General features: G+C 66.7%; 21 protein-coding genes and 9 tRNA genes. 16 read left to right on the forward strand and 14 right to left on the reverse strand.

Annotated features, from left to right (window positions below; translation table 11 throughout):
* Positions 1–129 precede the first annotated feature (129 nt).
* The 11 genes from istB to ABD210_RS13110 all read right to left on the reverse strand — a co-directional run bounded on the left by istB (position 130) and on the right by ABD210_RS13110 (position 9,735).
* Positions 130–909, reverse strand: a complete 780-nt coding sequence (istB, locus tag ABD210_RS13060) for an IS21-like element helper ATPase IstB (protein WP_344111455.1) — start codon at positions 907–909, stop codon at positions 130–132.
* Positions 906–2,474, reverse strand: a complete 1,569-nt coding sequence (locus ABD210_RS13065) for a Mu transposase domain-containing protein (RefSeq protein WP_344111457.1) — start codon at positions 2,472–2,474, stop codon at positions 906–908. The genes istB and ABD210_RS13065 overlap by 4 nt, the downstream gene beginning before the upstream one ends.
* A 114-nt stretch (positions 2,475–2,588) precedes the next feature.
* The gene (locus ABD210_RS13070; RefSeq protein WP_344111459.1) at positions 2,589–2,894 is read right to left on the reverse strand and encodes a hypothetical protein; all 306 of its coding nucleotides are present in this window, start codon (positions 2,892–2,894) and stop codon (positions 2,589–2,591) included.
* Positions 2,895–2,906: 12 nt separating this feature from the next.
* Entirely contained in the window at positions 2,907–3,719 is an 813-nt protein-coding gene (locus tag ABD210_RS13075; protein WP_242001654.1) for an alpha/beta fold hydrolase, read from the reverse strand.
* A gap of 48 nt (positions 3,720–3,767) precedes the next feature.
* Positions 3,768–4,190: a DoxX family protein gene (locus tag ABD210_RS13080; RefSeq protein WP_344111461.1), complete on the reverse strand. Its 423-nt coding sequence runs from the start codon at positions 4,188–4,190 to the stop codon at positions 3,768–3,770.
* A 103-nt stretch (positions 4,191–4,293) separates the two neighbouring features.
* Positions 4,294–5,139: an ABC transporter permease gene (locus ABD210_RS13085; protein ID WP_344111463.1), complete on the reverse strand. Its 846-nt coding sequence runs from the start codon at positions 5,137–5,139 to the stop codon at positions 4,294–4,296.
* Complete coding sequence (locus ABD210_RS13090) at positions 5,136–6,101, reverse strand: ATP-binding cassette domain-containing protein (RefSeq protein ID WP_285591359.1); 966 nt, start codon at positions 6,099–6,101, stop codon at positions 5,136–5,138. Before ABD210_RS13090 ends, ABD210_RS13085 begins: the two co-directional genes overlap by 4 nt.
* A 103-nt stretch (positions 6,102–6,204) precedes the next feature.
* Entirely contained in the window at positions 6,205–6,798 is a 594-nt protein-coding gene (locus ABD210_RS13095) for a PadR family transcriptional regulator (protein WP_344111466.1), read from the reverse strand.
* Between the two features lie 151 nt (positions 6,799–6,949).
* Positions 6,950–7,198: a hypothetical protein gene (locus ABD210_RS13100; RefSeq protein ID WP_344111467.1), complete on the reverse strand. Its 249-nt coding sequence runs from the start codon at positions 7,196–7,198 to the stop codon at positions 6,950–6,952.
* A 916-nt stretch (positions 7,199–8,114) separates the two neighbouring features.
* A complete protein-coding gene (locus ABD210_RS13105; RefSeq protein WP_344111469.1) occupies positions 8,115–9,056 on the reverse strand; it encodes a GNAT family N-acetyltransferase in 942 nt (313 codons plus the stop codon).
* A 130-nt stretch (positions 9,057–9,186) separates the two neighbouring features.
* Positions 9,187–9,735 carry an NUDIX hydrolase gene (locus ABD210_RS13110; protein WP_344111470.1) on the reverse strand — a complete coding sequence of 183 codons (549 nt, stop codon included), beginning with the start codon at positions 9,733–9,735 and terminating at the stop codon, positions 9,187–9,189.
* Positions 9,736–10,251: 516 nt separating this feature from the next.
* Here ABD210_RS13110 and ABD210_RS13115 point away from each other — a divergent pair.
* Together ABD210_RS13115 and mraY are read left to right on the forward strand one after the other, a co-directional pair.
* A complete protein-coding gene (locus ABD210_RS13115) occupies positions 10,252–10,497 on the forward strand; it encodes a hypothetical protein (RefSeq protein ID WP_344111471.1) in 246 nt (81 codons plus the stop codon).
* A gap of 332 nt (positions 10,498–10,829) precedes the next feature.
* A complete protein-coding gene (gene mraY / locus ABD210_RS13120) occupies positions 10,830–11,915 on the forward strand; it encodes a phospho-N-acetylmuramoyl-pentapeptide-transferase (RefSeq protein ID WP_344112048.1) in 1,086 nt (361 codons plus the stop codon).
* Between the two features lie 339 nt (positions 11,916–12,254).
* On the opposite strand, the gene ABD210_RS13125 is transcribed toward mraY, so the two are convergent.
* Together ABD210_RS13125 and ABD210_RS13130 are read right to left on the reverse strand one after the other, a co-directional pair.
* Entirely contained in the window at positions 12,255–12,743 is a 489-nt protein-coding gene (locus tag ABD210_RS13125; RefSeq protein WP_344111473.1) for a GNAT family N-acetyltransferase, read from the reverse strand.
* A gap of 551 nt (positions 12,744–13,294) precedes the next feature.
* Positions 13,295–16,045, reverse strand: a complete 2,751-nt coding sequence (locus ABD210_RS13130; protein WP_344111474.1) for a helix-turn-helix transcriptional regulator — start codon at positions 16,043–16,045, stop codon at positions 13,295–13,297.
* Between the two features lie 120 nt (positions 16,046–16,165).
* Between ABD210_RS13130 and ABD210_RS13135 the strand changes: the two genes are divergently transcribed.
* A complete protein-coding gene (locus tag ABD210_RS13135; protein ID WP_344111475.1) occupies positions 16,166–16,705 on the forward strand; it encodes a hypothetical protein in 540 nt (179 codons plus the stop codon).
* 216 nt (positions 16,706–16,921) lie between these two features.
* Positions 16,922–17,185: a tyrosine-type recombinase/integrase gene (locus ABD210_RS32450; RefSeq protein WP_425552673.1), complete on the forward strand. Its 264-nt coding sequence runs from the start codon at positions 16,922–16,924 to the stop codon at positions 17,183–17,185.
* 14 nt (positions 17,186–17,199) lie between these two features.
* Here the strand turns inward: ABD210_RS32450 and ABD210_RS13140 are convergent.
* Positions 17,200–17,275: transfer RNA gene (locus ABD210_RS13140), tRNA-Thr, on the reverse strand.
* 802 nt (positions 17,276–18,077) lie between these two features.
* On the opposite strand from ABD210_RS13140, the gene ABD210_RS13145 reads away from it, so the two are divergent.
* The 12 genes from ABD210_RS13145 to ABD210_RS13200 all read left to right on the forward strand — a co-directional run.
* Positions 18,078–18,153, forward strand: a tRNA-Pro gene (locus tag ABD210_RS13145).
* A 94-nt stretch (positions 18,154–18,247) separates the two neighbouring features.
* Positions 18,248–18,321 (forward strand) — tRNA-Arg (locus tag ABD210_RS13150).
* A 144-nt stretch (positions 18,322–18,465) separates the two neighbouring features.
* Positions 18,466–18,912, forward strand: a complete 447-nt coding sequence (locus ABD210_RS13155) for an HNH endonuclease (RefSeq protein WP_344111476.1) — start codon at positions 18,466–18,468, stop codon at positions 18,910–18,912.
* A 31-nt stretch (positions 18,913–18,943) separates the two neighbouring features.
* Positions 18,944–19,016, forward strand: a tRNA-Gln gene (locus ABD210_RS13160).
* 143 nt (positions 19,017–19,159) lie between these two features.
* Positions 19,160–19,251 (forward strand) — tRNA-Ser (locus ABD210_RS13165).
* Positions 19,252–19,280: 29 nt separating this feature from the next.
* Positions 19,281–20,474 (forward strand): RtcB family protein, encoded by a 1,194-nt coding sequence (locus tag ABD210_RS13170; protein WP_425552658.1) that lies wholly within the window; start codon positions 19,281–19,283, stop codon positions 20,472–20,474.
* A 258-nt stretch (positions 20,475–20,732) separates the two neighbouring features.
* Positions 20,733–20,820: transfer RNA gene (locus tag ABD210_RS13175), tRNA-Ser, on the forward strand.
* A gap of 34 nt (positions 20,821–20,854) precedes the next feature.
* Positions 20,855–20,926: transfer RNA gene (locus ABD210_RS13180), tRNA-Glu, on the forward strand.
* Positions 20,927–20,937: 11 nt separating this feature from the next.
* A tRNA-Glu gene (locus tag ABD210_RS13185) sits at positions 20,938–21,013 on the forward strand.
* Between the two features lie 80 nt (positions 21,014–21,093).
* Positions 21,094–21,177: transfer RNA gene (locus ABD210_RS13190), tRNA-Tyr, on the forward strand.
* Between the two features lie 63 nt (positions 21,178–21,240).
* The gene (locus tag ABD210_RS13195; protein WP_344111477.1) at positions 21,241–21,447 is read left to right on the forward strand and encodes a hypothetical protein; all 207 of its coding nucleotides are present in this window, start codon (positions 21,241–21,243) and stop codon (positions 21,445–21,447) included.
* On the forward strand, positions 21,444–21,671 hold a 228-nt coding region (locus ABD210_RS13200; protein ID WP_344111479.1), incomplete at its 3' end, for a hypothetical protein. The genes ABD210_RS13195 and ABD210_RS13200, both read left to right, overlap by 4 nt.

Here is a 21,671-nt window from a genome sequence, read left to right on the forward strand (position 1 = left end):
TGCCATACTCCGACGTGGCTGCGGAGGTTTCGTCCGACACCGCTTGTTGGCGAGTTCTGACACCGCCGGGCACGTGTCGGTGCCGCGGATGTTGGTTTGCGTCGACACCGCTTCCGCGCCCGACGGGTGTCAGGTTGTCCGCTGCCTTGTGGCTTGAGCCAGACGGTAGGAGTCGGTGCCGGTCTCGAGGATGGTGCCGCCGAAGGTGAGTCGGTCGACGATGGCTGCGCATAGCCGGGGGTCGGTGAAGGTCTTGGTCCAGCCGCCGAAGGACTCATTGGACGCGATCGCGACCGAGGCCTTCTCCTCACGCTCGGTGAGGACCTGGAAGAGGAGTTCCGCGCCGCGGCGGTCGAGTTGCATGTAGCCGAGTTCGTCGATGCACAGCAGGTCGACGCGGCCGTAGCGGGCGATGGTCTTCGCCAGCGTCATCTCGTCGGCGGCCTCGACGAGCTCGTTGGCAAGCTGGGTCGCCAGGGTGTACTTGACCCGGTAGCCGGCCATGGCGGCCTCGGTGCCGAGTGCGATCAGCAGATGGGACTTGCCGGTGCCGGAGTCCCCGATCAGACACAGCGGCTGTCCCTTCTGGACCCATTCGCACTTGGCGAGGGTGTGGATCACGGCGGGATCGATGTTGGGGTTGGCGTCGAAGTCGAAGGCCCGCAGGGACTTCTCGCGGGGGAACTTGGCGGCCTTGGTCCGGCGTTCGGACCGGCGTCGGGCGCGATCGTCGCACTCGGCAAGCAATAGTTCGGCGAGGAACCCGCGGTAAGACATCTGCTCACGCCCTGCCCGGTCGGCGTAGTCGGTGAAGGAGTTGCGGATGGTGGGCATTCGCAGCATCCGGCACGCTTGGTCGATCGCGGCGTCGGCTGCTTCTTCGGTCATTCCACGGCGCTTGGTGGTCACGGTGCGGCTCCTTCGTTCGGGGTGTCACGTCGGCTGGCCAACAGCTGGTCGTACTTCTCCACGCTCGGCAGCGGCCGAGTGTCGGCCGGGATGTGGGCGCGGAGCCGGCGCTCGGTCAGCGATCGCACGGCAGGGATCTCGCCTTCTCCGCGTGCCCTGTCGCCGCTCATCAGGGACTGGTGGTCCGCTGTCGTGTCGTCGGCTCCGCCATCTGCTGTGTCGTTGTACTTGCGCGCTTCCAACGCGACAGCGTCCGCGGTGAGCGCGCCTGCACGCAGCGCCGTCGCGAGTCCGGCGACGACGTGGTCGTGTGGAAGGTGCCGGTGCATCATCAGGACCTCAATGAGGGCACGGGTGCCGTCAGCGTCACCGTGGGCCTTGCAGGCCGCGGCCCACCAGGCGTCGTGAACGGGCGTGAACCGCCCGGATGCCCTGGCCTGCTCCAGCGCTTTCGCACCGGGTAGCGCGCCCGGTTTGCGGAGGAGGACCTCGAGATAGTGGTCCAGGTCGACCCGGGTCGAGCCCTTGGTCATGAGCCGTTCGTGGCGGGCGATCTCGGTCCTGCCGTCGAACACGACCAGGTCGCTGGCGCTCAGGAGCACCCGGGCTTGACGGCCGACCATGCGCGCGGGCACGGAGTACTTGTTCATCCGGACCGTGACCTGGGCGTACCGGTCCACGCGCGGGGTGAACCAGCGGCCGGTCTCGAACGGCTCGGTCGGAAGGGGCGCGAAGAGTGGCTGCTCGGTGGCGAAGTGTTCCCCGACCGTGCGGGCGCGGGACCCGATCCGCCGGGCGTCGTCGGCTTCGTCCCAGGCGTCGACCATAGCGTTGAGCTCGGCGAGGGAGTCGACTTCTGGGATGGGGACGAGGTGGTTGCGTCGGAACCAGCCGATCTGCCCCTCGACGCCGCCCTTCTCGTGCGCACCTTGGATTCCGGGCTGGCAATAGAAGGCTTCGATGCCGTAGTGGGAACGGACGGCGGTCCACCTGTCGGCCTCGACCCGCTGGCGGGAGAACCCGATCACGCTCGCGACGGCGGCCTTGAGGTTGTCGTAGCGGATCTTCCCGGTCGGCACCCCGCCGAGCACGTTGAAGGCGTGGACGTGACCCTCGAAGAAGGCTTCCTGCCCAGCCGAGGCACTGACCCTGTGCACGGCCTTGCCCGAGTAGGAGAGCCGAAGGCTGAACAGCGCGCAGGTTACGAGCTCGCCGCGCAGGCGGATGGCGACGTCGCCGAAGTCAACCTCGGCCTCGCGGCCCGGGAGGTGCTCTTGCGGGATGAACGCGTTGGCAGGTTCCCGTCCGACCTCGACGCGAATCTCACGGCGTCGGGTGGCGAGGTCCGAGCGCAGCCAGTCGTCGATCACCACTCGGTACGCGTCAAGCCGTGAGCCGCGTTTGGGCGGTTGCTTTCTCTCCTTCGGCCATGCAGATTCCAGCGCCGCTGTCACGGTTCGGAAGCCGACGCCGTGCTTGCGCTGCAGCGCGCGGTTGGACATCCCAGATCGGGCATCCCGTCGGATCGCCGCGTACAGGTCGACCCGGGAACGCGGCTGCGTCATCGGTGGCACTCCTGACGTGAGCACGCCGTGAGCACGCCGTGGGCACGACTTTCGGCACCGGGCCACCGCCCGGGAACGGTGACCGCATGCGACCACAGCCCGGAATCACTGGCCCTACCGAGGTGCCTGGTCATGTGCTGCGCAGGGCTTCGGTGGGCGGTACTGAGTCGGCCCGGAGTGGAGGATACGACCGACGACGGAGCCGATGAGCAGCGAGTAGGCCAGGTCGAGTCCCACTGAAGCCCAGGTCAGTACGACGGCCCGGCCTTGCGTGGTGACGAAGACGTTGGTGACGAGCACGCCCAGGATCAGGCCTGTGATGCCGCCGACGACATCAACCTCGACACCACCTGTCCGCCCCGTGTCCCTGGCGCGACGAAGATCTGCTTGCGCGGTGCCTAATCGGTCTTCCCGCAACACCTCGCAGGCCCCTCAGTGTTCGCTGCTGAAGAACCGTAGCAACAGCGGGCCGACGGTCTGTGGGTCGACGACATGATCCGGCCCCTCGAGGGTCTCCCGTTGAGCGTGGGGTAATTGGTCTGCAAGCTCGTCGGCTGCGCGGTCGAAGAAGTCCGAGGGCAGGCCTGCCATATAGGGGACCGTGATCGGTCCTCCGGTGGTGACCAGGACCGGTTGGGTGACCGTTGCCAGTCGATCGGCCGGCAACTGGTAGCGGTTGAGGAAGACGCTGTCGTGGACCAGCGTGGGCGCGAGGGCGACCGAATGCGCCCAATGCGCCGTCTGCTTGCCTGCCGCTTTCCTGGCCGCGATGTTGTCGTCGGAGGCGCCGCTCAAGCGCATGAACAGTTCGAGAACCTCCTCGTCTCGCCCGGCGTCGAAGGCGCGTCGGGTGTCCGCGACGTACTCCTCGAATCGCTGGCGGATGTCGTCCCCGACCGCGTAGGGCACCTCCCACACGGCGATCGTGTCGATGGCTGACCCGGCCGCGGCCGCTTCCAGCGCCAGCGCGCCACCAGAGGACGCCCCGAACAGGTGTGCCGAGCCGCCCGCCTCCGCGATCAACGCATCCAGGTCCTCGATCTCCCTCTCCACGGCGTACGGCTCGGTGAAGCCGCTCGCGCCGCGTCCCCGACGGGCATAGTTGTAGACCGTGAAGTGCTCGGCGAGCGCCGGCGCCAAGGGAGCGTTCTCCACCCCCTCGTCGAGTGCTCCGCCCACCAGAATGACGGCCGGACCGCTTCCCTTCCGGTCGTAGGCGATGGTGGTGCCATCGTTTGATGTCACGCGAAAGGCCATCTCGTTCATCTCACATCTCCGTTCGAGAGGTTTGTCTCAGCGCCTGAGCAGCGTGCCGACGACGGCGTCGGTGCGCGACCACCGCGTCCTTGCGATCACGGCCGCCACGATGAGTAAGGCGAGCGGCAGCCAAGGGCTCTGCTCGAGCACGAACTGATCGGTGATGACAGCACCGGTCAGCAATGCCGCCAACCCGAGACTGGCCAGGCCCACCAGAGCCGGGATCAGAAGTCCAACCCCTCCCGCGACCTCCAGCGCTCCGACCAGGTACCGGAGCCACTGGCCAGCCCCGATGTCGGCGAACATGTCCACCATGACCGGGTCGCCGGCGAGCTTCGAGATTCCGCCGCCGGCGATTATCGCCGCCAGCACGACGTGCAGAATCCAGACCCCGATGCTGCTCGCCCGCCCGGGCGTGTGCGCAACGGTTTCCGAGGTTTTCTTGGGGATGGTGCTCATTCGGCTCTCCTTGTCGTGTCCGGGTCTGGTAGCGGTGATGGCTTTGGCCGAGTGGGCCGGGTTGTCGGAGTTGATTTCGACCAAGTGCTCGCGGTAGCGGCATCTACTTCTTGTTGCGGTAGAGGACCATGGTGATGGGACCGAAGACCGCGACGAGAAGTACGGACGAGACGAGCACCCAGCCGATTTCCCCGGCGGGCACCGAGCCGTCCATCAGGCCGCGTACCACGGTCGCCAGGTGGGTGATCGGGTTGACCTCGACGACCGCCTGCATCCACCCGGGCATCGTCTTCGGGTCCACGAAGATGTTGCTCACGAACGTCAGCGGGAACATCACCATCATGCTGACCCCCGCCACCGAGTTCGGCGTGCGCAGGATCAGGCTGAGCATCGTCCACAACCACGACAGGCAGAACGAGAACACCAGCAGCAGCACCACCGAGAGCACCACGCCGACGGCGCCACCCTCCGGCCGGAACCCTAGGACCAGTCCGAGCGTGATCACGATCGCCGACCCGATCGAGTAGCGCATCACATCGCCGAGCAGGGCGCCGACCAGCGGCGACGGTCGCCACACCGGAAGTGACCTGAACCTGTCGAACACCCCCTTCTGGATGTCGGTGTTCAGCGTTATGCCGGTGTTCATGGTGATCATGACGTTCGCCTGCACCAGGATCCCGGGCAGCAGGAACTGCAGGTACTCCTGAGTCGACCCGGCGAGCGCGCCACCGAACAGGTAGGTGAACATCAGCGTGAACATGATCGGGAACATGGTCACGTCGACGAGCTGCTCCGGGACGTGTTTGATCTTCAGCAAAGCGCGCCAACCGAATGTCAACGAGGTGCGCACCGGGCCGGGGCGAGACGGCCGCTCACCGGCCAACAGCACACTGCGCAGCGCGTCCTCAGTGACCGGCGCCGACCCCTGCTCCGCGGACGTGGCATTCATGCGGCATCCTCCTCGGGTGTCTCCTCGGCGGCGTGTCCGGTCAGGGTGAGGAACACCTCGTCCAGGCTCGGCTGACCGAGCGCGAACTCGGTGACGTCGATGCCGCTGCGGGACAGCTCGGCCAGGGAACGGGCGACCCGCTCGGGGTCGGAGATCCGCGCGGACAGCGCGGCCGGGTCAGCGGACGGCTCAGCCGGCACCTCGAGGACGCCGGCGAGGACCCGCTCTGCCTCGGCCCGCTGCTCGGGCGCACGTAGCCGTACGTGCAGCGAGCCGGCGCCGACCGATGCCTTGAGCTCGCCGCTCGAGCCCTCGGCGATCACCTTCCCGTGGTCGATCACCGCTATCCGGTCGGCCAACTGGTCGGCCTCGTCGAGGTACTGCGTGGTCAGCACCACGGTGGCGCCCTCGGCGACCATGCCCCTGACGATCTCCCAGACCTGGTTCCTGCTGCGCGGGTCGAGCCCGGTCGTGGGCTCGTCGAGGAAGATCAGTTCGGGGGTGACGACGAGGCTCGCCGCGATGTCGATGCGCCTGCGCATCCCGCCGGAGTACTTCTTCACCTGCCGGTCGGCCGCCTCGGCAAGACCGAACGCGTCGAGCAGGTCGGCCGCCCGCTCCCTGCCTCGGCGGCGTGAGTAGCCGAGCAGCCTGGCGAGCAGCAACAGGTTCTCCACCCCGGTGAGGTCCTCGTCGACCGACGCGAACTGCCCGGTAAGCCCCACCCTGCTCCGCACCGCCCGGGCGTCACGCACGACGTCGTAGCCGAGCACTTGCGCCTCTCCGGCGTCGGGGCGCAGGAGCGTGGCCAGCATGCGGATCGTGGTGGTCTTGCCCGCCCCGTTCGGACCGAGCACGCCGTACACGCCCCCGGCGCTCACGGCCAGGTCCACACCGGCGACCGCGTGGGTCGTGCCGAAGCTCTTCTTCAACCCTCTCGTCTCGATCGCGAGCTTTCCCATGGGTTCGATTCCTTCTCTCGGCGTTGCGAACGGATTGGTGAGCTAGTCAAATTTGACTACTTGGGCCAGAGCAGACGAGGAAGTAACGTCTAGTCAAGGTTGATTAGGCGCGCATCTTGAGGTGATCGGGGACCGTTCGCCACGAACCCGGATCATCGGCCATGGTGTAGGCGCCCTCAGACAGTCGTTTGCTCAGGCTCTTCGCCCACTCCAGTTCGGTGCGTGCCTGTCCCGCCCACAGTTCGGCCTGATCGCGGACGTGCTCGGGGGCGTCCCTATTGGGGTGCTCCCGCCACTCGGCCTGCACTACGAGCTCCGCTTCCAGGCGCGCGACCCGCTCATTAACCTGCGCGATGGCATCTGTCCTGGTCAGCATGGGCAACATGGCGATGGACGCGTTGAGCATGTCCGGGTCGTGGGTGCGCCGCAGACCGTCGCGGACCAGTTCGACCATCTCGTCACGTCCCCGAGCTGTCGCGCGGTACAGAACGCGCTCCGGCCCGGAGTTGCCCGGCTCGGCGTGTTCGGTGAGGAGGCCGTCAGCCCCCGCCTTCTTCAGCGCGTGATAAATCGAGCCGGGCTTGATCTTGGCCCAACTCTCCGCACCCCAGCTCTGCAGTTCGGACCGCACCTGGTAGCCATGCGCGCCGCCGGAGAGGTGCACGATACCGAGTACCAGGAGCTTCGTTGCCGACATGCGCCCACCTCCGCTCAACCCTCTCGTCTCGATCGCGAGCTTTCCCATGGGTTCGATTCCTTCTCCCGTGTTGCGAACGGATTGGCAGAGACTAGTCCAGTTTGACTACTTGGCCAGAGTACACGAGGAAGTAACGTCTAGTCAAGGTTGATTAGGCGCGCATCTTGAGGTGATCGGGGACCGTTCGCCACGAACCCGGATCATCGGCCATGGTGTAGGCGCCCTCAGACAGTCGTTTGCTCAGGCTCTTCGCCCACTCCAGTTCGGTGCGTGCCTGTCCCGCCCACAGTTCGGCCTGATCGCGGACGTGCTCGGGGGTGTCCCGATTGGGGTGCTCCCGCCACTTGGCCTGCTCTACGAGCTCCGCTTGCGCGCCCGCCAGGGTGGTGTCAACTCCCACCAACACTAGGGTGCCCTCCTGGTCCGGGTGGTGTCAGCACCGACCTACAAACGGTGCTGGTGGAGACCTCCAAAGCCACCGACGCGATTCCACAGTCCCCGCTCCGAGCGAAGCGCCTAGAGCCAGGGCGGGTTGTATCGGCCCACATAGGCACGTGCGCGTTCTGTCGGATCTGCCCAGTACTGGTGCGGTTGTCGATGCACGTGCTCTTCACAGAACTCCCGAAGGTCACTTCTGATCGTCTCCACCTGACGGACGGGGAGACCCTCGAAGTCGCTGTTGACCTGCAGAAGTTCGGACTCAAGGTTCCAACCCGACGCATCGAACGCCCACGTGCCCCACCTCGCGTACACGTGAAGTGGATGCTCGAAGTCACTCAAGTACACCGCCGCCAAGGCGATCCCCTTATCGGGATACATATCCCTGCACGTCCAGGCCAGCACGTGGCATGCCCCACTCGAGAAGAAGGCCCGATCCGTTCGTTCCCAGGAGACTCGTTGATCTGTCCGCTCGATCGCGGTTCGTCGGAACACCCCAGACGCTGTCACTGCCATGGCGGCGATGCTAGCGACGCGGTCCCCCGTCCGCGATGAGGCGGCTCCAAGCACCCCGGTGTCTTCCCGTCTGCCGTTCAGCCCACGCGTAGCGCGATCAGGAGACGCCGGAGGGGCCGAGATGGAGCACCCCACCGGACGAACGATCTTGGCCCCTCTGGTGGCCCAACCTCCTAGCACGTCTCCTCAACCACGAGCAGAGACCTGCCCAGATCGTCTTTGAACTCACCCGCGCGAAAGTCGGTGTAGTCATTCGCAGCGACGCTCTTGCCGTTCAGCTAAGGACGGATCATCGCCATGAACTCCTCCCGGTGCTCTCGCCTGCAGGCTGGGCGGGTCCTGGACGAACGGGGCCTAGAGGCTCAGAAGTCGATACGCATGACGGCGCGGCGTTTGCCCGGCTGGCTCACCTCGGCGAAGCCGGCATCGGCGAACATGGCGAGAGTGCCGACGGACCCGCCGTCCACGAAGTCCGGGTAGCCCTCCACGGCACAGGCGCCGCGTTCACGGGCGAACCCGACGGCGGCGCGGGCGATCGCGCGGCTGACTCCTCGGCGCCGGTAGCCGACGCGGGTGACGAAGCAGGTCACGGCCCAGACGGTGGTGTCGGCCTTGTCCTGGTTGCGGCCCAGCCAGGGGACGCGGCAGTCGCGTAGCAACCTCGGGTGGTCGGCCCGCGGCGCGACGGCGCACCAGCCGACGGGCTCGCCGTCGAGGTACGCGACCAGGCCGCTCGTCGCCTGTGCCTTTCGGTTTCCGCAGGCGGTCTGGTCGCTGAGCCGGGCGGCGAGCTCTTCGGGACCTTCAGACGCCCAGGACTCCTTGGGCAGCATCCGGAACCGCTGGCACCAGCACCGTGCGGTGTCGCCGGTCGTGCCGAAGACCGCCCGCAGGTCCTCCCAAGCCGCCTGGTTGGCCGGAACGATCGTGAGCTGCTCGACGGTCACCGGCTCCCGCGACCCCGTCGGGCGGGGAACGGGCACCCGTTTGGCCGCTGGCAGCTTCGGCGTACGAGGCAGCGCGTCGAACGTGAGCCGAACGTCCACCGCGTCGCCTGTATGCAGTCCTTCGGGCTTGCGCACGGCGTCCTTCAGCGGGAGCAGGTAGCCACCATCCTTCGGCCACAGTGACGTCTTCCACTCGGTGCTGCCGATCCGAGCGCGGATCGGGAGCATTCCCCAGCCGTAGCTGGCGGCCGAGGCCGTGGCCCGCAGCGCGACACCTTCCTGCTCCGGCACGGAGACGAAGTAGTACGGCGCCGGACCGCGCCACTCGATGACCTCGCCGCTGAACTCTTGATCCATTACCAGATATTAGGCCCCGTTCCGGGACGTACCGATGTGAAACTCATTTGGAACTGCGCTAGCTACCCGCTCATGCCGAGATCCGCTCAGGCGGAGATCCGGAAGGGCAGGACCGCCGACAGGCGTTCGCTCAGGCCGAGGCTGGGCGAGCTCGCCAGGCGTCGACGGCGACGTCCACGATGTCGGCAAGAGGTTCCTCTCGCCCAAGCTGGTCTAGCGAAATCCATTCTGCGTAGTCCGTGGTGCCGTCCACCTCGAGCGTGCCAAGGCTCCCACCAGCAAGGGTGGCACGGTAGACGACACGAACCGACTTGAACGGCTGGGGCCTTTCCGGCTCTCCGGGTGCGGTAAACGAGTGCACCGCCAAGGGCTCATGAAGGACCACCCGGTAACCCGTCTCTTCCAAGACTTCGCGGATGACCGCCTCTTCTACGGATTCGTCATACTCCACACCTCCGCCGGGGAGGGTCCAGCAGGGTTCGCCCCGACCAGAGCCGTTGTACCAGGCGAGCAGGATCCGCTCGGTCTCGTCAACGATCAGTGCGTAAGCCGCGAGCCGCGTGTGGTACTCCGTAAAGTGCACTCGGCCATCGTATTGCGACAGTCGGTCAATCGGGGCCCGCGGCACCAGCTCTGATCGGTACACCCGGTAGGCCGGCAGGAAGCTGCTGAGCGTCATTGCCACGAGGACGCTGACCGCACCGACAACGATGATCGCCGACTCTAGGACCCGCCCGCAGACTTGGCCGAGGCGACGCTGTGATTCTGCCGCTTGACGACGGGATAGAGCGGTGACTGCGCTGCCAATGCAAGCGACAATCGCGGTACGTCTCATCGTCCGTCCGAGCGAGTGACGTCAGCTGGCCGAGCTTGCCAGTGTTGCCCTAGGCAAGAGCCTGGCGCCACACCTCGCGAGCCCCGGATCGGCTAGGGCTGGTGCGGACACGACCAGCTCGCCGTCGAGCACGCGGTCCGCACTCAGCTGGGCGACCAGTGCAGCCTGGACGTCGGGGAACTTCGCGGTGAGTCCTTGCCGTTGCGCGACCACAAGTGGACCTGGCCAGCACGGCAGATGCTCGGGCGCGGGACCCGACGCGTTGGCTGATTAGCGGTGGTTGCACAGGGTACCGGTGGAGACACAAGGCGTAACGATGTTGCGCAGGGCAAGTTGACGATGGAAGGGCGGAATCACCTCATGAGACTCATCACGCGAATGGTGGCGGTTGTGGGGATGCTGGCGACCGCGGTTGGTGGCGGCGGGACGACGGCATACGCGCAATCTACGGTCAGCACGGGCATCCAGGGTGAGGGCGAGGTCGCGTGCGGCTACGACTACGGGACCTGCGTCAGGCAGTGGTACGACTATGGGTTCGTCAAGAACTACATCGTCAGCAAGATCTACTATCGAGGCGGCGGTTACCACTTCTACTGGTGGAACTGACTCTGCCAGCGCCGTCCACGACGCCGAACCGGCCGCTGCCCGACCGATGACTCAGTCTTTGCAGCGGCCGGTTTCGCCGAACATGCGCAGCTATCGGTTGTCGGCTTTCCGCGGCTACACCACCGTGTTCCGGGGGAAGTGATCGCCGCCCATCAGTTCTTTAGCGAACGCCGCCAGACCCAGTTCGATCCACGTCGCGGCCTGCTGGGACCTGCTCCTTCGCTATGTTTGACCGACTTGCCGATTCTCGCACCCCCAGATGGGCGGCGAGACGACTCCCTCTTGCCTCCAAGGGGATCGACCACCCGAATGGCCGAGAGGGGCTGAATGTTCTGCGGGCAATACTCCTGAGCGGCGCGCTGGCGGCGGTCTGCTCGCTGCTGGGGACCCGGATCGCCATCGGATGGTTCGCCCGTCACGGCTTAGGCCAGCCGATCAGGCACGACGGACCGACGACACATCATGTCAAGCGGGGTACGCCGACCATGGGCGGTCTCGTGATCCTGCTGAGTGCCGCTGCGGCATATTTGGCGGCAACGATCTTGACCGGCGGGTGGCCGAGTGCCAGCGCTTGGCTCCTGGTCTTGCTGTTCTTCGGCTGCGGGGTTGTGGGGTTCCTCGACGACTTCATCAAGGTCTACACCCAGAACAACCAGGGTCTGAGTAGTCGGGCCAAGATGGCGGGTCAGACGCTGGTCGCGCTCGTCTTCGGGGTCCTGGCTACGCAATTCTTCGCCGACGAGCGAGATGTCAGGCCGGCATCGCAGTACATCTCCACCACTCAGGACTGGGGAATCAAGCTGCCCCTGATCGTGGTCCTGCTTGTGACCTGGTTCATCGTCACCGCGACCTCCAATGGCGCCAACCTCACTGATGGCGCCGACGGGCTGCTCGCTGGCGCCTCGGCGTTGATCTTCGGCGCATACACCATCGTGAATGTCTGGCAGAACAACCAGCTGTGCGACTCCTCGCGGCCCACTGTGGTGGAGTCACAGTGCTACCAGGTGCGAGACCCTCTCGACCTCGCGGTCTTCGCGGCCGCCATCGCTGCAGCTTGTTTCGGCTTCCTGTGGTGGAACGCCAAGCCCGCACGGATCATGATGGGCGATGTCGGCTCCCTCGCCATCGGTGGCGCCTTGGCCGGGCTGGCAATCATGTCTCGAACCGAGCTCCTTATGGCCGTCGTCGCCGGACTGTTCGTGCTCGAGACCATGTCCGTGCTACTGCAGATGAGCTACTTCAAACTGACCAGGCGACTCACGGGCACGGGGCGTCGCATCTTCCGAATCACTCCCATCCACCATCATTTCGAACACCTCGGATGGGAAGAGGTCACCGTAGTGATCCGCTTCTGGATCATCGGAGGGATCTTCGTCGCGACCGGGCTCGGGATCTTCTATGCCTCTTGGCTGGCCTGAGCCCAAGAGGAATTGAGTTCGATCACAGACTCCGAGGCATGCCGAGGGACCGCTGTGTGTGCTTCTTGATTGTCGGCGAGACCAACTGGCTAGGGTCCCACCAGATGATGTGGAATACACGACCGCGCAGGAATCCGTACAGGCGCTCGGGTCCTAACACCTGAAGCGGACGAGCATAGTCTTGAAGCCGAGTTTCGCATCGGCAAGATGGCGCTCGATGAGCTGCTCACCGTCGCGTTGGTTCGGGGATGGCGACGCTCATAGACCTCATGCCGGAAGGGGATAAGAACCTGCTCGGTTAGCAAACTTGGCCTGGGCTCCCCGCCACGAACCCCGCCTCTAGGTCAGCTTCTTGTGCATCTGGGCGCACACCGTCTCGTACCGCGTGATCGAGCCGTCAGGGTTTTGCTGGTCCCAAGCTTCGAGTCTCTCGTCGTATGCGACATAGCCCAGCCGCTCGTATAGCGCCCGGGCTCGGGGATTGCTCAACTCGACGCCGATCTCGGCCCGATCAAGACCTCGGGCCAAAATCCGCTGCTCGGCGGCTCCAATGAGTACAGTCCCGATCCCGCAGGACTGCAACGCTGGCTGCACGGACAATTGCCACAACGAACCTGCGCCGGGATACGGCACGTAGTCGATCCCACCGATAGCTAGGGGCAGGTCGGTCTTCGCGCAGACGGCAAGGTAATCGACTTCCCCGCGCCGCGCCCGGTCGAGCTCCTTGGCGACCTGCGTCAGGTGCAGTTTGCTGCCCGCAAAGCCACATGCGGCCAGATCGGCATCGGCCAGATCTCTCACTTTCAGATCGACTACGACTGCGCTCATCCTCACCACTCCCTCGTGCAGTCTCGTGTCAGACGCCGAAGGCGGCAACCGGTTTCTCCCTGCCATAGCTCACCGTGCGTCCTCCCGGCCCCCACTCCGGCATAGCCAGCCATCTCCGGCCCGTCATCCCGGAGTCGTGAGGGCCCCCGCCGGAGGCAATACTCTTGGCCGTTGGTGAAGAACTCCGACGGCGCAGCCGCTATCCCGCCAGGCCGATCGGGACGCTCAGGAATCCCGCCTAGTCGCGGATTCGGGTCGAGCCACCCGCGCGCTGGGCATCTCGCGAGGCGCTCGGGCCATCGCCGGACTGCTTGCCCAGGACACCGGTCGGTTCGAGCGCGTCGTCCTCGTCGTCCCACCCGGCGACCTCCGTCCACCGCCCCTCAGCTACCAGGCCCGGCTCGACTCCCTGCCTGCTGCGGCGACCGAGCCTCCCGCTCCCGACACGAAGTTTCTACTGCCCGGCCTGCGCGCCGATCGTCGCGCCGATCGGTGCGTGTCGATCCCGGCGCAGATCCGGGTCGACCGGTCACCCACGGATCGCGGCGGCGTCAGCGGAGGTCTTTGCGTGAGGTGATGCCCAATTTGGCGAAGACGTTGCCCAGGTGCCACTCGACGGTGCGGGGGCTGATGAACAACTGGCCGCCGATCTCCTGGTTGGTGCGTCCGCTCCGGGCCAGCTTGGCGATCTGGGCCTCCTGAGCCGTGAGATCGGTGAGCGTTTCGACCGTGCGCTTGCGAACGGTTTCCCCCGTGGTCAGAAGCTCTCGACGAGCACGATCCGCGAAACCTTCCATCCCCATATCGGTCAGCATCTCGTGGGCGAGGTGAAGCTGCTCGCGCGCGTCGAGACGGCGACCTCCGCGCCGGAGCCATTCGCCGTACACGAGATGCGTCCGAGCCAGCTCCGCACGCATGCGAGTTCGGCCGAGTCGCTCGATTGCCACTTGGTACAGACGATCGGCGGTCTCACCCTGACTCAGCAGTGCCCGGGACCGCGCCTCCACCCCGAGCGCCCAATCGCTGCCGCTGGCACTGGTGGACTCCGCCAGCCGCCGCATGGCGTTGGTGGCGCGCCCGGGCAACCCGCAGCGTACGGCCGCCTCGACCAGCTCGACCAAGCCCCAGTTGACTGCAGCACTTACGTCAGCGGTGTATGCGCTGGCCGATTCGGCCGCTGCCAACGCGTCCTGATAATGACCAAGACCGTTGTTGAACACCGCGGTTGCCCAATTGGTGAGGCCGATCCCAAGACCCTCGCCACGTTGGGCAACCTCGTCCTTGGTGGCAGTGGCCAGGTCGGAGAACCCGGCGTCGCGGCCCCGCAGCGCGGCGAGGGCCAGATCACCATAGGGCGCGAGACGGGTTCCCGTCGCCTCCGTCACGACCTGCAATTCCTCGACCAGGGAGGCCGCGGCGGCCAGCTCGCCGGCGAAGAGGAGCAGGTAGACGCGTTGGCTCAGGGCGTTGGGAAGTTCGCTGAGGGCTCCGGCTTCCCGGGTCAGCCGAACGTGTCGGTTGGAGAAGGTGTCCCACCGGTCGTAGTCCCACAGATGGATAGCCGCGACACAGGCTGGCCATAGCCAGCGTAGCTCCGCCTCCACGGACATCCCCTCGTCGAAGGCTCTCAGCGCACGCTGCAAAATAGGAGCACCTGCTGCGTGTCCTTTCGTGATGGTCGCGGCCAGGCCGTCCAGGAGGACATCGGACGCGCGTGGCGGATGCGACGCCTGCGGCGCCGCACGCGCAGCCGCGGCCACCTCCTGCGGTGTTCCGCCCGGACTTGCCAGGCGGCCGGCGAACCGCGCGGCATTCAGCGCGTCCAGATAGGTGTCGCGGGCGAGACCGGCATCGATGGGTTCGAGCCGTTGGGCGGCTCTCAGCAACAGCGGGGAGGCATCGCTGCCGCGGTTTGCCGCGAAGGCGAGCTGAGCGAGCAGCAGGTCGACACGAGCCCGCCCGAGCTCATCGAGCGATCCCGCCTCGGCCATGCCCAGCAGCTGCCGCGCCGCCTCGAACGCGCCTGCCTGGACCTTCGCTTGGGCCGCGGCCAGTGTCCGTTCGCTCCGTTGCGCCAGATCCGGTGTGAGTACCGCTGCGCGCTCGAGGAATGCGGCCGCCGCCGCCAGTCCACCCCGCGCCTGTGCCCGGCCGGCCGAGCGTTCCAGCTCGGCTGCCACCTCCGCGTCGGGCCCCACCGCGGCGTGGGCGCGATGCCAGGCCCGCCGGTCGGGATCAGCCGCAGGATCGGTGGCCTCGGCCAGCACCCGATGCGCCTCCCGCCGGTCACCAGCCGAGGCCGCCTGGTAGACCGCGGAGCGGACCAGGGGATGGCCGAAGTGGACCCGGGCGCCGAGCTCGACCAGTCCGGCGGCCTGCGCAGGCGCGACGGCGTCGGCCGGGATGCCCTGCAACTCGCCCGCGCGCCACAACAAGGTCATGGACCCGGTCGGATCGGCCGCGGCGGTCAGCAGCAACCGCTGCGTCTCGGGCGGCAGCGACTCGAACTGCCGGTGAAAGCTGCTTTCAATGCGGCTGGCCAGGGGCCGCGAGTCGGGAAGCCAATACCCGCCGGCCAGCTGGGCAGGTCCCAGACCGCGGGGCAACTGCAACAAGGCGAGCGGGTTGCCGCGTGCCTCCGCAACGATCCGGTCCCGCACCTCCGCGTCCAGCCGCCCGCCGACCGCCGATGCCAGCAGGGTGCCCGCGTCGGCGCTACCGAGCCCGGCCACGGTCAGTCCGGGCAGACCGGCCAACTCAGGGTCACCACCGGGCCCGCGCACGGCGAAGATCATGGCGATCGGCTCGGCCAGCAGCCGCCGCGCCGCAAACACCAGACACTGCACCGAGGCCCGGTCAAGCCACTGCGCGTCGTCCACCACGCAGGCCAGCGGCCGGTCCTCCGCCGTCGCGGCCAGCAGGCTCAACACCGCCAGGCCCACCAGGAAACGATCCGGCGCCTGCCCCTCCCGCACCCCGAAGGCGACCGCCAACGCGTCACGCTGCGGCCTCGGCAGTCGTTCCAGCCGGCCGAGCAACGGGACACACAACTGATGCAGCCCGGCGAATGCGAGCTCCATCTCCGACTCGACGCCCGACGCCCGGACCACCCGGAAGCCCGACGCCGACGCCCGGTCGGCCGCATAGTCCAGAACGACCGTCTTACCGATCCCGGGCTCGCCGCGGACTACCAGTACGGTGCAATTACCCGCCATGGCCCGGTCCAGCATGCGATCCACTGCCCCGCGCTCGACGCGCCGGTCTAGAAGCCCCGTTCCGGGACCACCCCTGGAGACGCCCATACTTGATGTCCTGCCCGCTCATGGCAAGTCTCACTGATATGAGCAGCCTAGGCCACCGAAGACCAGCGATCGTGACGGACGTATTCGCCGCCAGTCCGCACTCGTGCGGCCGGTCCGTCCGTGGTCGATTCGCGGCTTGATCGCACGCTGATAGCGACGGTCGATACTGGCAGGGTGGAGACCATGGAGGCGTTCATCCTCGACAGCGACGGGTGGGGCCATGCTGACGTGGTGGAGGCGTGCCGCCTGATCCTGAGAACGGTGGAGGTCAGTGCGAATCGGTGCGAGACCGACATACCGGGTGGCGGCGAGGACTGGCCGCCCGATGTTGTCTCCGCCGCCGAGGTTCTGCGGCAAATCGCTTCCCGAACTGGTCGGGTTGAAGGGCGCTACGACTACGCGCAGACCGGAGTCATCGAGGTCGCACGGGACGAGGTGTGGTCAGCGTTCGTGACGTTCGCACCGTGGGCGTACGACGCTACGGTCTGGAACCCGGCCGGTGATGACATCGTCTCCCTTGCCGACGAGGGCCAGTCGGCGTTCGTGCGCCTCACGCCTGAGCACTACGGGGCGATTGCCGCCGAGCTGGGTCAGGCAAGCTTGATTCCATACCGGGAGTGGCGGCGCGTCCGCAGGCAACGCCGGAATCACCAGTCCTGACCCTCGCCAGCAGAGGACCGAGGAGCGGACCGGCCAGGACGGCGCCTCTAGTGGCGCAGGGAGGTCGCTCTACTGAGCGTTTCCGGCGCTGCCCCTGCACATGGGCCGACTTACGTCTTCCCGCCTGCCGCACTCCGAACAGCCGGCCAAAGTCGGCCCGTCATCGCGCTCGGACCATCCCCCTGGTCGACGAGCTGATCCCGCTGGTCGGCTGCGATCAAGGCCATTGGCGCTCCGGCTCTGCGTGTCCACGACCTTCACCACACTGCCGCGTCGGTCTGGCTCGGCTCGGGCGCTGACCCGAAGGTGGTTCAGCGGATCCTGGGGCACGCCTCGGCGGCCATGACGATGAATCTCTACGGGCACCTCATCGATCAGAACCTGTGGGATGCTGCCCGGAAGATTGGGGGCGCCACGGGGGCACCGAGGGAACTTGAGGCCGGAAACGACGAAACCCCCGGGCGAGGAACTGGCCGCTGACCTGGGGGTTTGGGTGGAGCCGCCTGTCGGAATCGAACCGACGACCTTCTCATTACGAGTGAGACGCTCTGCCGACTGAGCTAAGGCGGCGGTGGCCCGGGGGCCGATGCAAGAGTGTAGCGGGAGGGCGGGCTGATTCCGAATCCGATACCCCTCACCGCAGAGATCGAGCGTCGAGGCGGGCACGCGGCGCGGCGCGGTTGGTGGGTCCGCGGTGAGGTGCTGCGGGTGGAAGTCACCTGGTTGGTGGGCCTCTCAGGTACCGGTTGCGGCAGCGGGGCCGGCGTACATGGAGAAGGCGGTAGCAGGGCGGCCTGCTACGTGTCCGTGGGGGTGGCGTCGCCGAGTAAACAGAGGGCGCCGACAGGCCGGGAACCAGCGCGCGACCATGCGCGTTCCAAACCGCGGCTGGACCGAATGAAATGGTCGGGAATAGAAAGTCGGACAAATACATTGACTTGAACGACGACTGCGGGGGAAACTAATGCCCGCAAGTACTACAGACAAGGAGACCACCGTGTTCGGCAAGCAGAACCTCAGCAGGGCGTGGCGCATGGAGCGCATCGCCTTGCCGGCGTGCCTGCGATCCGTGCACGAATACGCCTATGCCCGCGCGCTGGGTGTCCAGCTGAGCCCGAGATGCGGCGGACCACCTGTGAGATTAGACGATCACTCCAGGAGCCGCCCGTCGGGATCGACCGACCAGGGCGGCTCTTTCTATTTCCTTCACGTCGGTGAGCTTTGGAAGCAAGCCGGATTCCAATCCCGCGCCGCGAGGGTTCGATTCCTTCCACCGATGCTTTTGTCGACGCTTACGAGCGGCGAATTGCAGAATTGACAACTGGATATGCCATTGCAATTCCCCGGGTGCTCGCACAGCGCCCTGGGAGAGCGAGCTGTAGGCCAGCGGCCAGGCCACCTCATTTGGGTTGAGGGGAACGGGAGTTCGAGTCTCCCCAGCTCGACCAGGCGCCCGCAGCATGCTCAGCTACCGGCCGAGCGGGCGCCCCAACCGTGCCCTGCGCCGGAAATCCGCAGTCCATCCGGCGCAGGGCGCAACGAACGCCCGTGGCTCAACCGGAGAGAGCACCTGTCTACGAAGCAGGGGGTTGCAGGTTCGAGTCCTGCCGGGCGTGCTTTGTCCGAGGCAGAAGTGTGTGGCCGCACCGTACGCAGCACCAGCACCATGCGCCACGCAGTACAGGAGTAGGTAAGCCGCACCGAGAGAACTGCCCCGGCTACGGCCTGTCGGGCACACTGGAAGAGAGGAGGAACCAAGCATGAGCGGTGTCATAGTGCTCAACGCCTCATATGAGCAGCTCCACGTCGTGTCGATCCAGCACGCTATCCGGATGCTCGTCCGGGAGGTCGCTGTCGTCGAAGAGGCGCACGACGGCGCCAGCATCGGCCCGTTCCCCCTCCCCCGCGTGCTCCGGCTGGTCCGGTATGTCGTGACCAAGTGGCGGTATGCCACCGGGCGGCTGCAGTACACCCGGGCGGGCGTGCTGAAGCGCGACAAGTACCGCTGCGCCTACTGCGGCCGGACGGGCGCGACCACGATGGACCACGTCGTACCGCGGTCCCGTGGCGGGCGCGGCGAGTGGCTGAACGCGGTCGCGGCGCACTCGGCCTGCAACGAGAAGAAGGGCTCTCGCACGCCCGACGAAGCCGGCATGCCGCTGTTGTGGCAACCGTGGATCCCGTCGCGTGCGGAGTTAGCACTCTGACGCGCCGCCCACCGGTGCCGCGTCAGAGCGGTGCCAGGTGGGCGACGGCGTCCCACCCTCGGTTCTGACCCGAGGTCCCGCAGGTTCGAGCCCTGCCCTGGCAGCTTGTACTGCGTACTCAGCTGGCACGCCGTGGCATCTAGGCGTACTGGATGGGGTACGTGTGACGGGGATCGCGTCGGCACGCGGGTGACCTTTGCAAGGTCGCTTCACCGGTTCGACACCCGGGATCTCCACTCGCCAACCAGGCGGAATAAGCCGAGCTTCGGCCTAGCGGCAGCCGTTTCGAATACGGCCGGCCCTTCAGAGGGTGTGCAGGTTCGAGACCTGCTTCCGCCGCAAGACAGCCAACGAGAAGGGGTGGGGAGATGGACGTGGAGTTTCCGGTGGAGCTGAGTGGAGCCAAGAGCTCCACGTTGATGTGGGCGCAGGAGCACGAGGTGGGAGCGCAGGCGCTGCAGCAGCTACGGAACATCGCTGCGCTGCCGTGGGTGCATGGCGTTCGGGTGATGCCGGACGTGCACCTCGGCAAGGGCGCGACCGTTGGTTCGGTGATCGCGATGTACCAGGCGGTGTCGCCTGCCGCTGTCGGCGTCGACATCGGCTGTGGGATGGAGGGCGTGCTCACCTCGCTGACCGCAGCGGACCTGCCGGACGACCTTTCGGGAATCCGCTCGCGCATCGAGGCCGCAGTACCGGTCGGTTTCCGGGCGCACGAGCATCCGGTCAGCGTGCGCAAGCTCGGGCTGGACCGCGGGTGGAACCAGTTCTGGGGTTCGTTCTCGAGCCTGCACGACGGAGTGCAGGACCGGGAGAAGAAGGCGCAGCAGCAGATGGGGTCGCTGGGCGGCGGCAACCACTTCATCGAGGTCTGCCTCGACGACGAGGACCGGGTCTGGCTGATGCTGCACTCGGGCAGCCGGAACATCGGCAAGGAACTGGCCGAGCGGCACATGCGGATCGCGAAGGCGATGCCGCACAACGCCGATCTGCCGGACCGCGACCTGGCGGTGTTCCTGTCCGGCACACCGGAGATGGACGCGTACCGCCGGGACCTCACCTGGGCGCAGGAGTACGCCGCCCGCAACCGCGCGGTGATGCTCGCCCTGGTGATGCAGGCGGTCACGGACTCGTTCGACCAGCCGGTCAGCTTCGAGAAGCCGATCTCGTGCCACCACAACTACGTGGCGGAGGAGACGATCGACGGGCTCGACCTGCTCGTCACCCGCAAGGGCGCGATCCGGGCGGGCCGGGGTGACCTGGGCCTGATCCCGGGTTCGATGGGGACCGGGTCGTACGTCGTCCGCGGACTCGGCTCGGAGCGCTCGTTCTACTCGGCCTCGCACGGGGCAGGCCGGCGGATGAGCCGGAACGAGGCGAAGCGCCGGTACACCGTCGACGACCTGATCGCGCAGACGGCCGGCGTCGAGTCCCGCAAGGACGCCGGGGTGCTGGACGAACTGCCGGCGGCGTACAAGGACATCGAGTCGGTCATCGCCGCCCAGTCCGACCTGGTCGAGGTCGTCGCCCACCTCAAGCAGGTCATCTGCGTCAAGGGTTGAGCCGCGCGCGCTGCTACCGGTCTCGGGATCGAGGTCGTCTCGGCCCGGATCGAACGTCCGTACTGCGGTCGCCCGCCCCGCGCCTTCTTCCTTCTTCACTAAGCGTACAAGTGCGGAAGCGGAGTGAGCTGGAGTTGTCCACAAGGGTTGAGAGTCCGCATCCCTGGATACCGCAGCGGCGACCGTCGTGCTCAGGGGACATGACGGCCGCCGCAGGTGATGTCCCGGCCGCCGTGGGGGTACGGCGGCCGGGACTTTGGTGAGGTCCGCCTGATGGCAGGGGCAGCGGTTTGCTAAGCCGTCGGCCGGTTCGGCCGGTCCGCGAGTTCGAATCTCGCTCTCACCGCTGGGCCGGCGGCCACAGCCGCCGGCCCTGCCAGGCCCCGTTGGTCTAGTGGGAGGACGTCCGGTTCTCAGCCGGAAGATCGCCGGTTCGAATCCGGCACGGGGTACGCAGGAACCGGGCGCAGTGGACGAAACGGAAGAGTCGCCGCGCTTTCACCGCGGGTCGCTTGCGGGTTCGAATCTCGCCTGCGCTACTCGCCCCGAACACCCTGCTGACCCCGCAGCCGCATCACCAGAGCAGCTGCCGAAACCCCGCACAGCCGTATGACCCCGAGCAGGAGCGCCACCGTTGGGAGAGGTGGGGCGGGCTGTAAACCCGTTGCTTCGCGCTGAGCAGGTTCGACTCCTGCCTCCTGCACCCGCTTGCGTCCGAATAGCCAGGACGCAAGAAACAACAACAAGTAAGAGAGGAGGACCGGCCATGGCCGATCTCAGAACTCCACGTAGGAAGGCCGGGAGGATTCCCGGCGGCAGGACCGGTGCTCCGGTCCAGCAGGGTCACGCGATGCGCCGGGTGAACCTCGCCTGCGGTCACGTACAGCGCGACCGGATCGCCCGCGCGGGCGATCACGTCTGGTGCGAATCCGACTGCTCCGACTGGGTTCGCGTCATCTCCGTCGACGAGTGACCCCAGCCTGTACTACGGGCCGCCCGCCGCTCTGGCTGGTGGACGCCCGGCTCAGTACGCCGAACGACCTGCCCGAACGGGTGGTTCGGCGTACGGAACTCTCTGGTGACGGATGCACGCCTGGCTCTCCGAAGGCCGGGTTCCTGGTTCGACTCCAGGCAGAGAGACGACCACTGGGGAGCGCAACCCACCTGATCGCCGCGTTGCGTCCGAAGAACCGTAGG

The organism is Kribbella alba, assembly GCF_039529635.1.
GTDB lineage: Bacteria > Actinomycetota > Actinomycetes > Propionibacteriales > Kribbellaceae > Kribbella > Kribbella alba.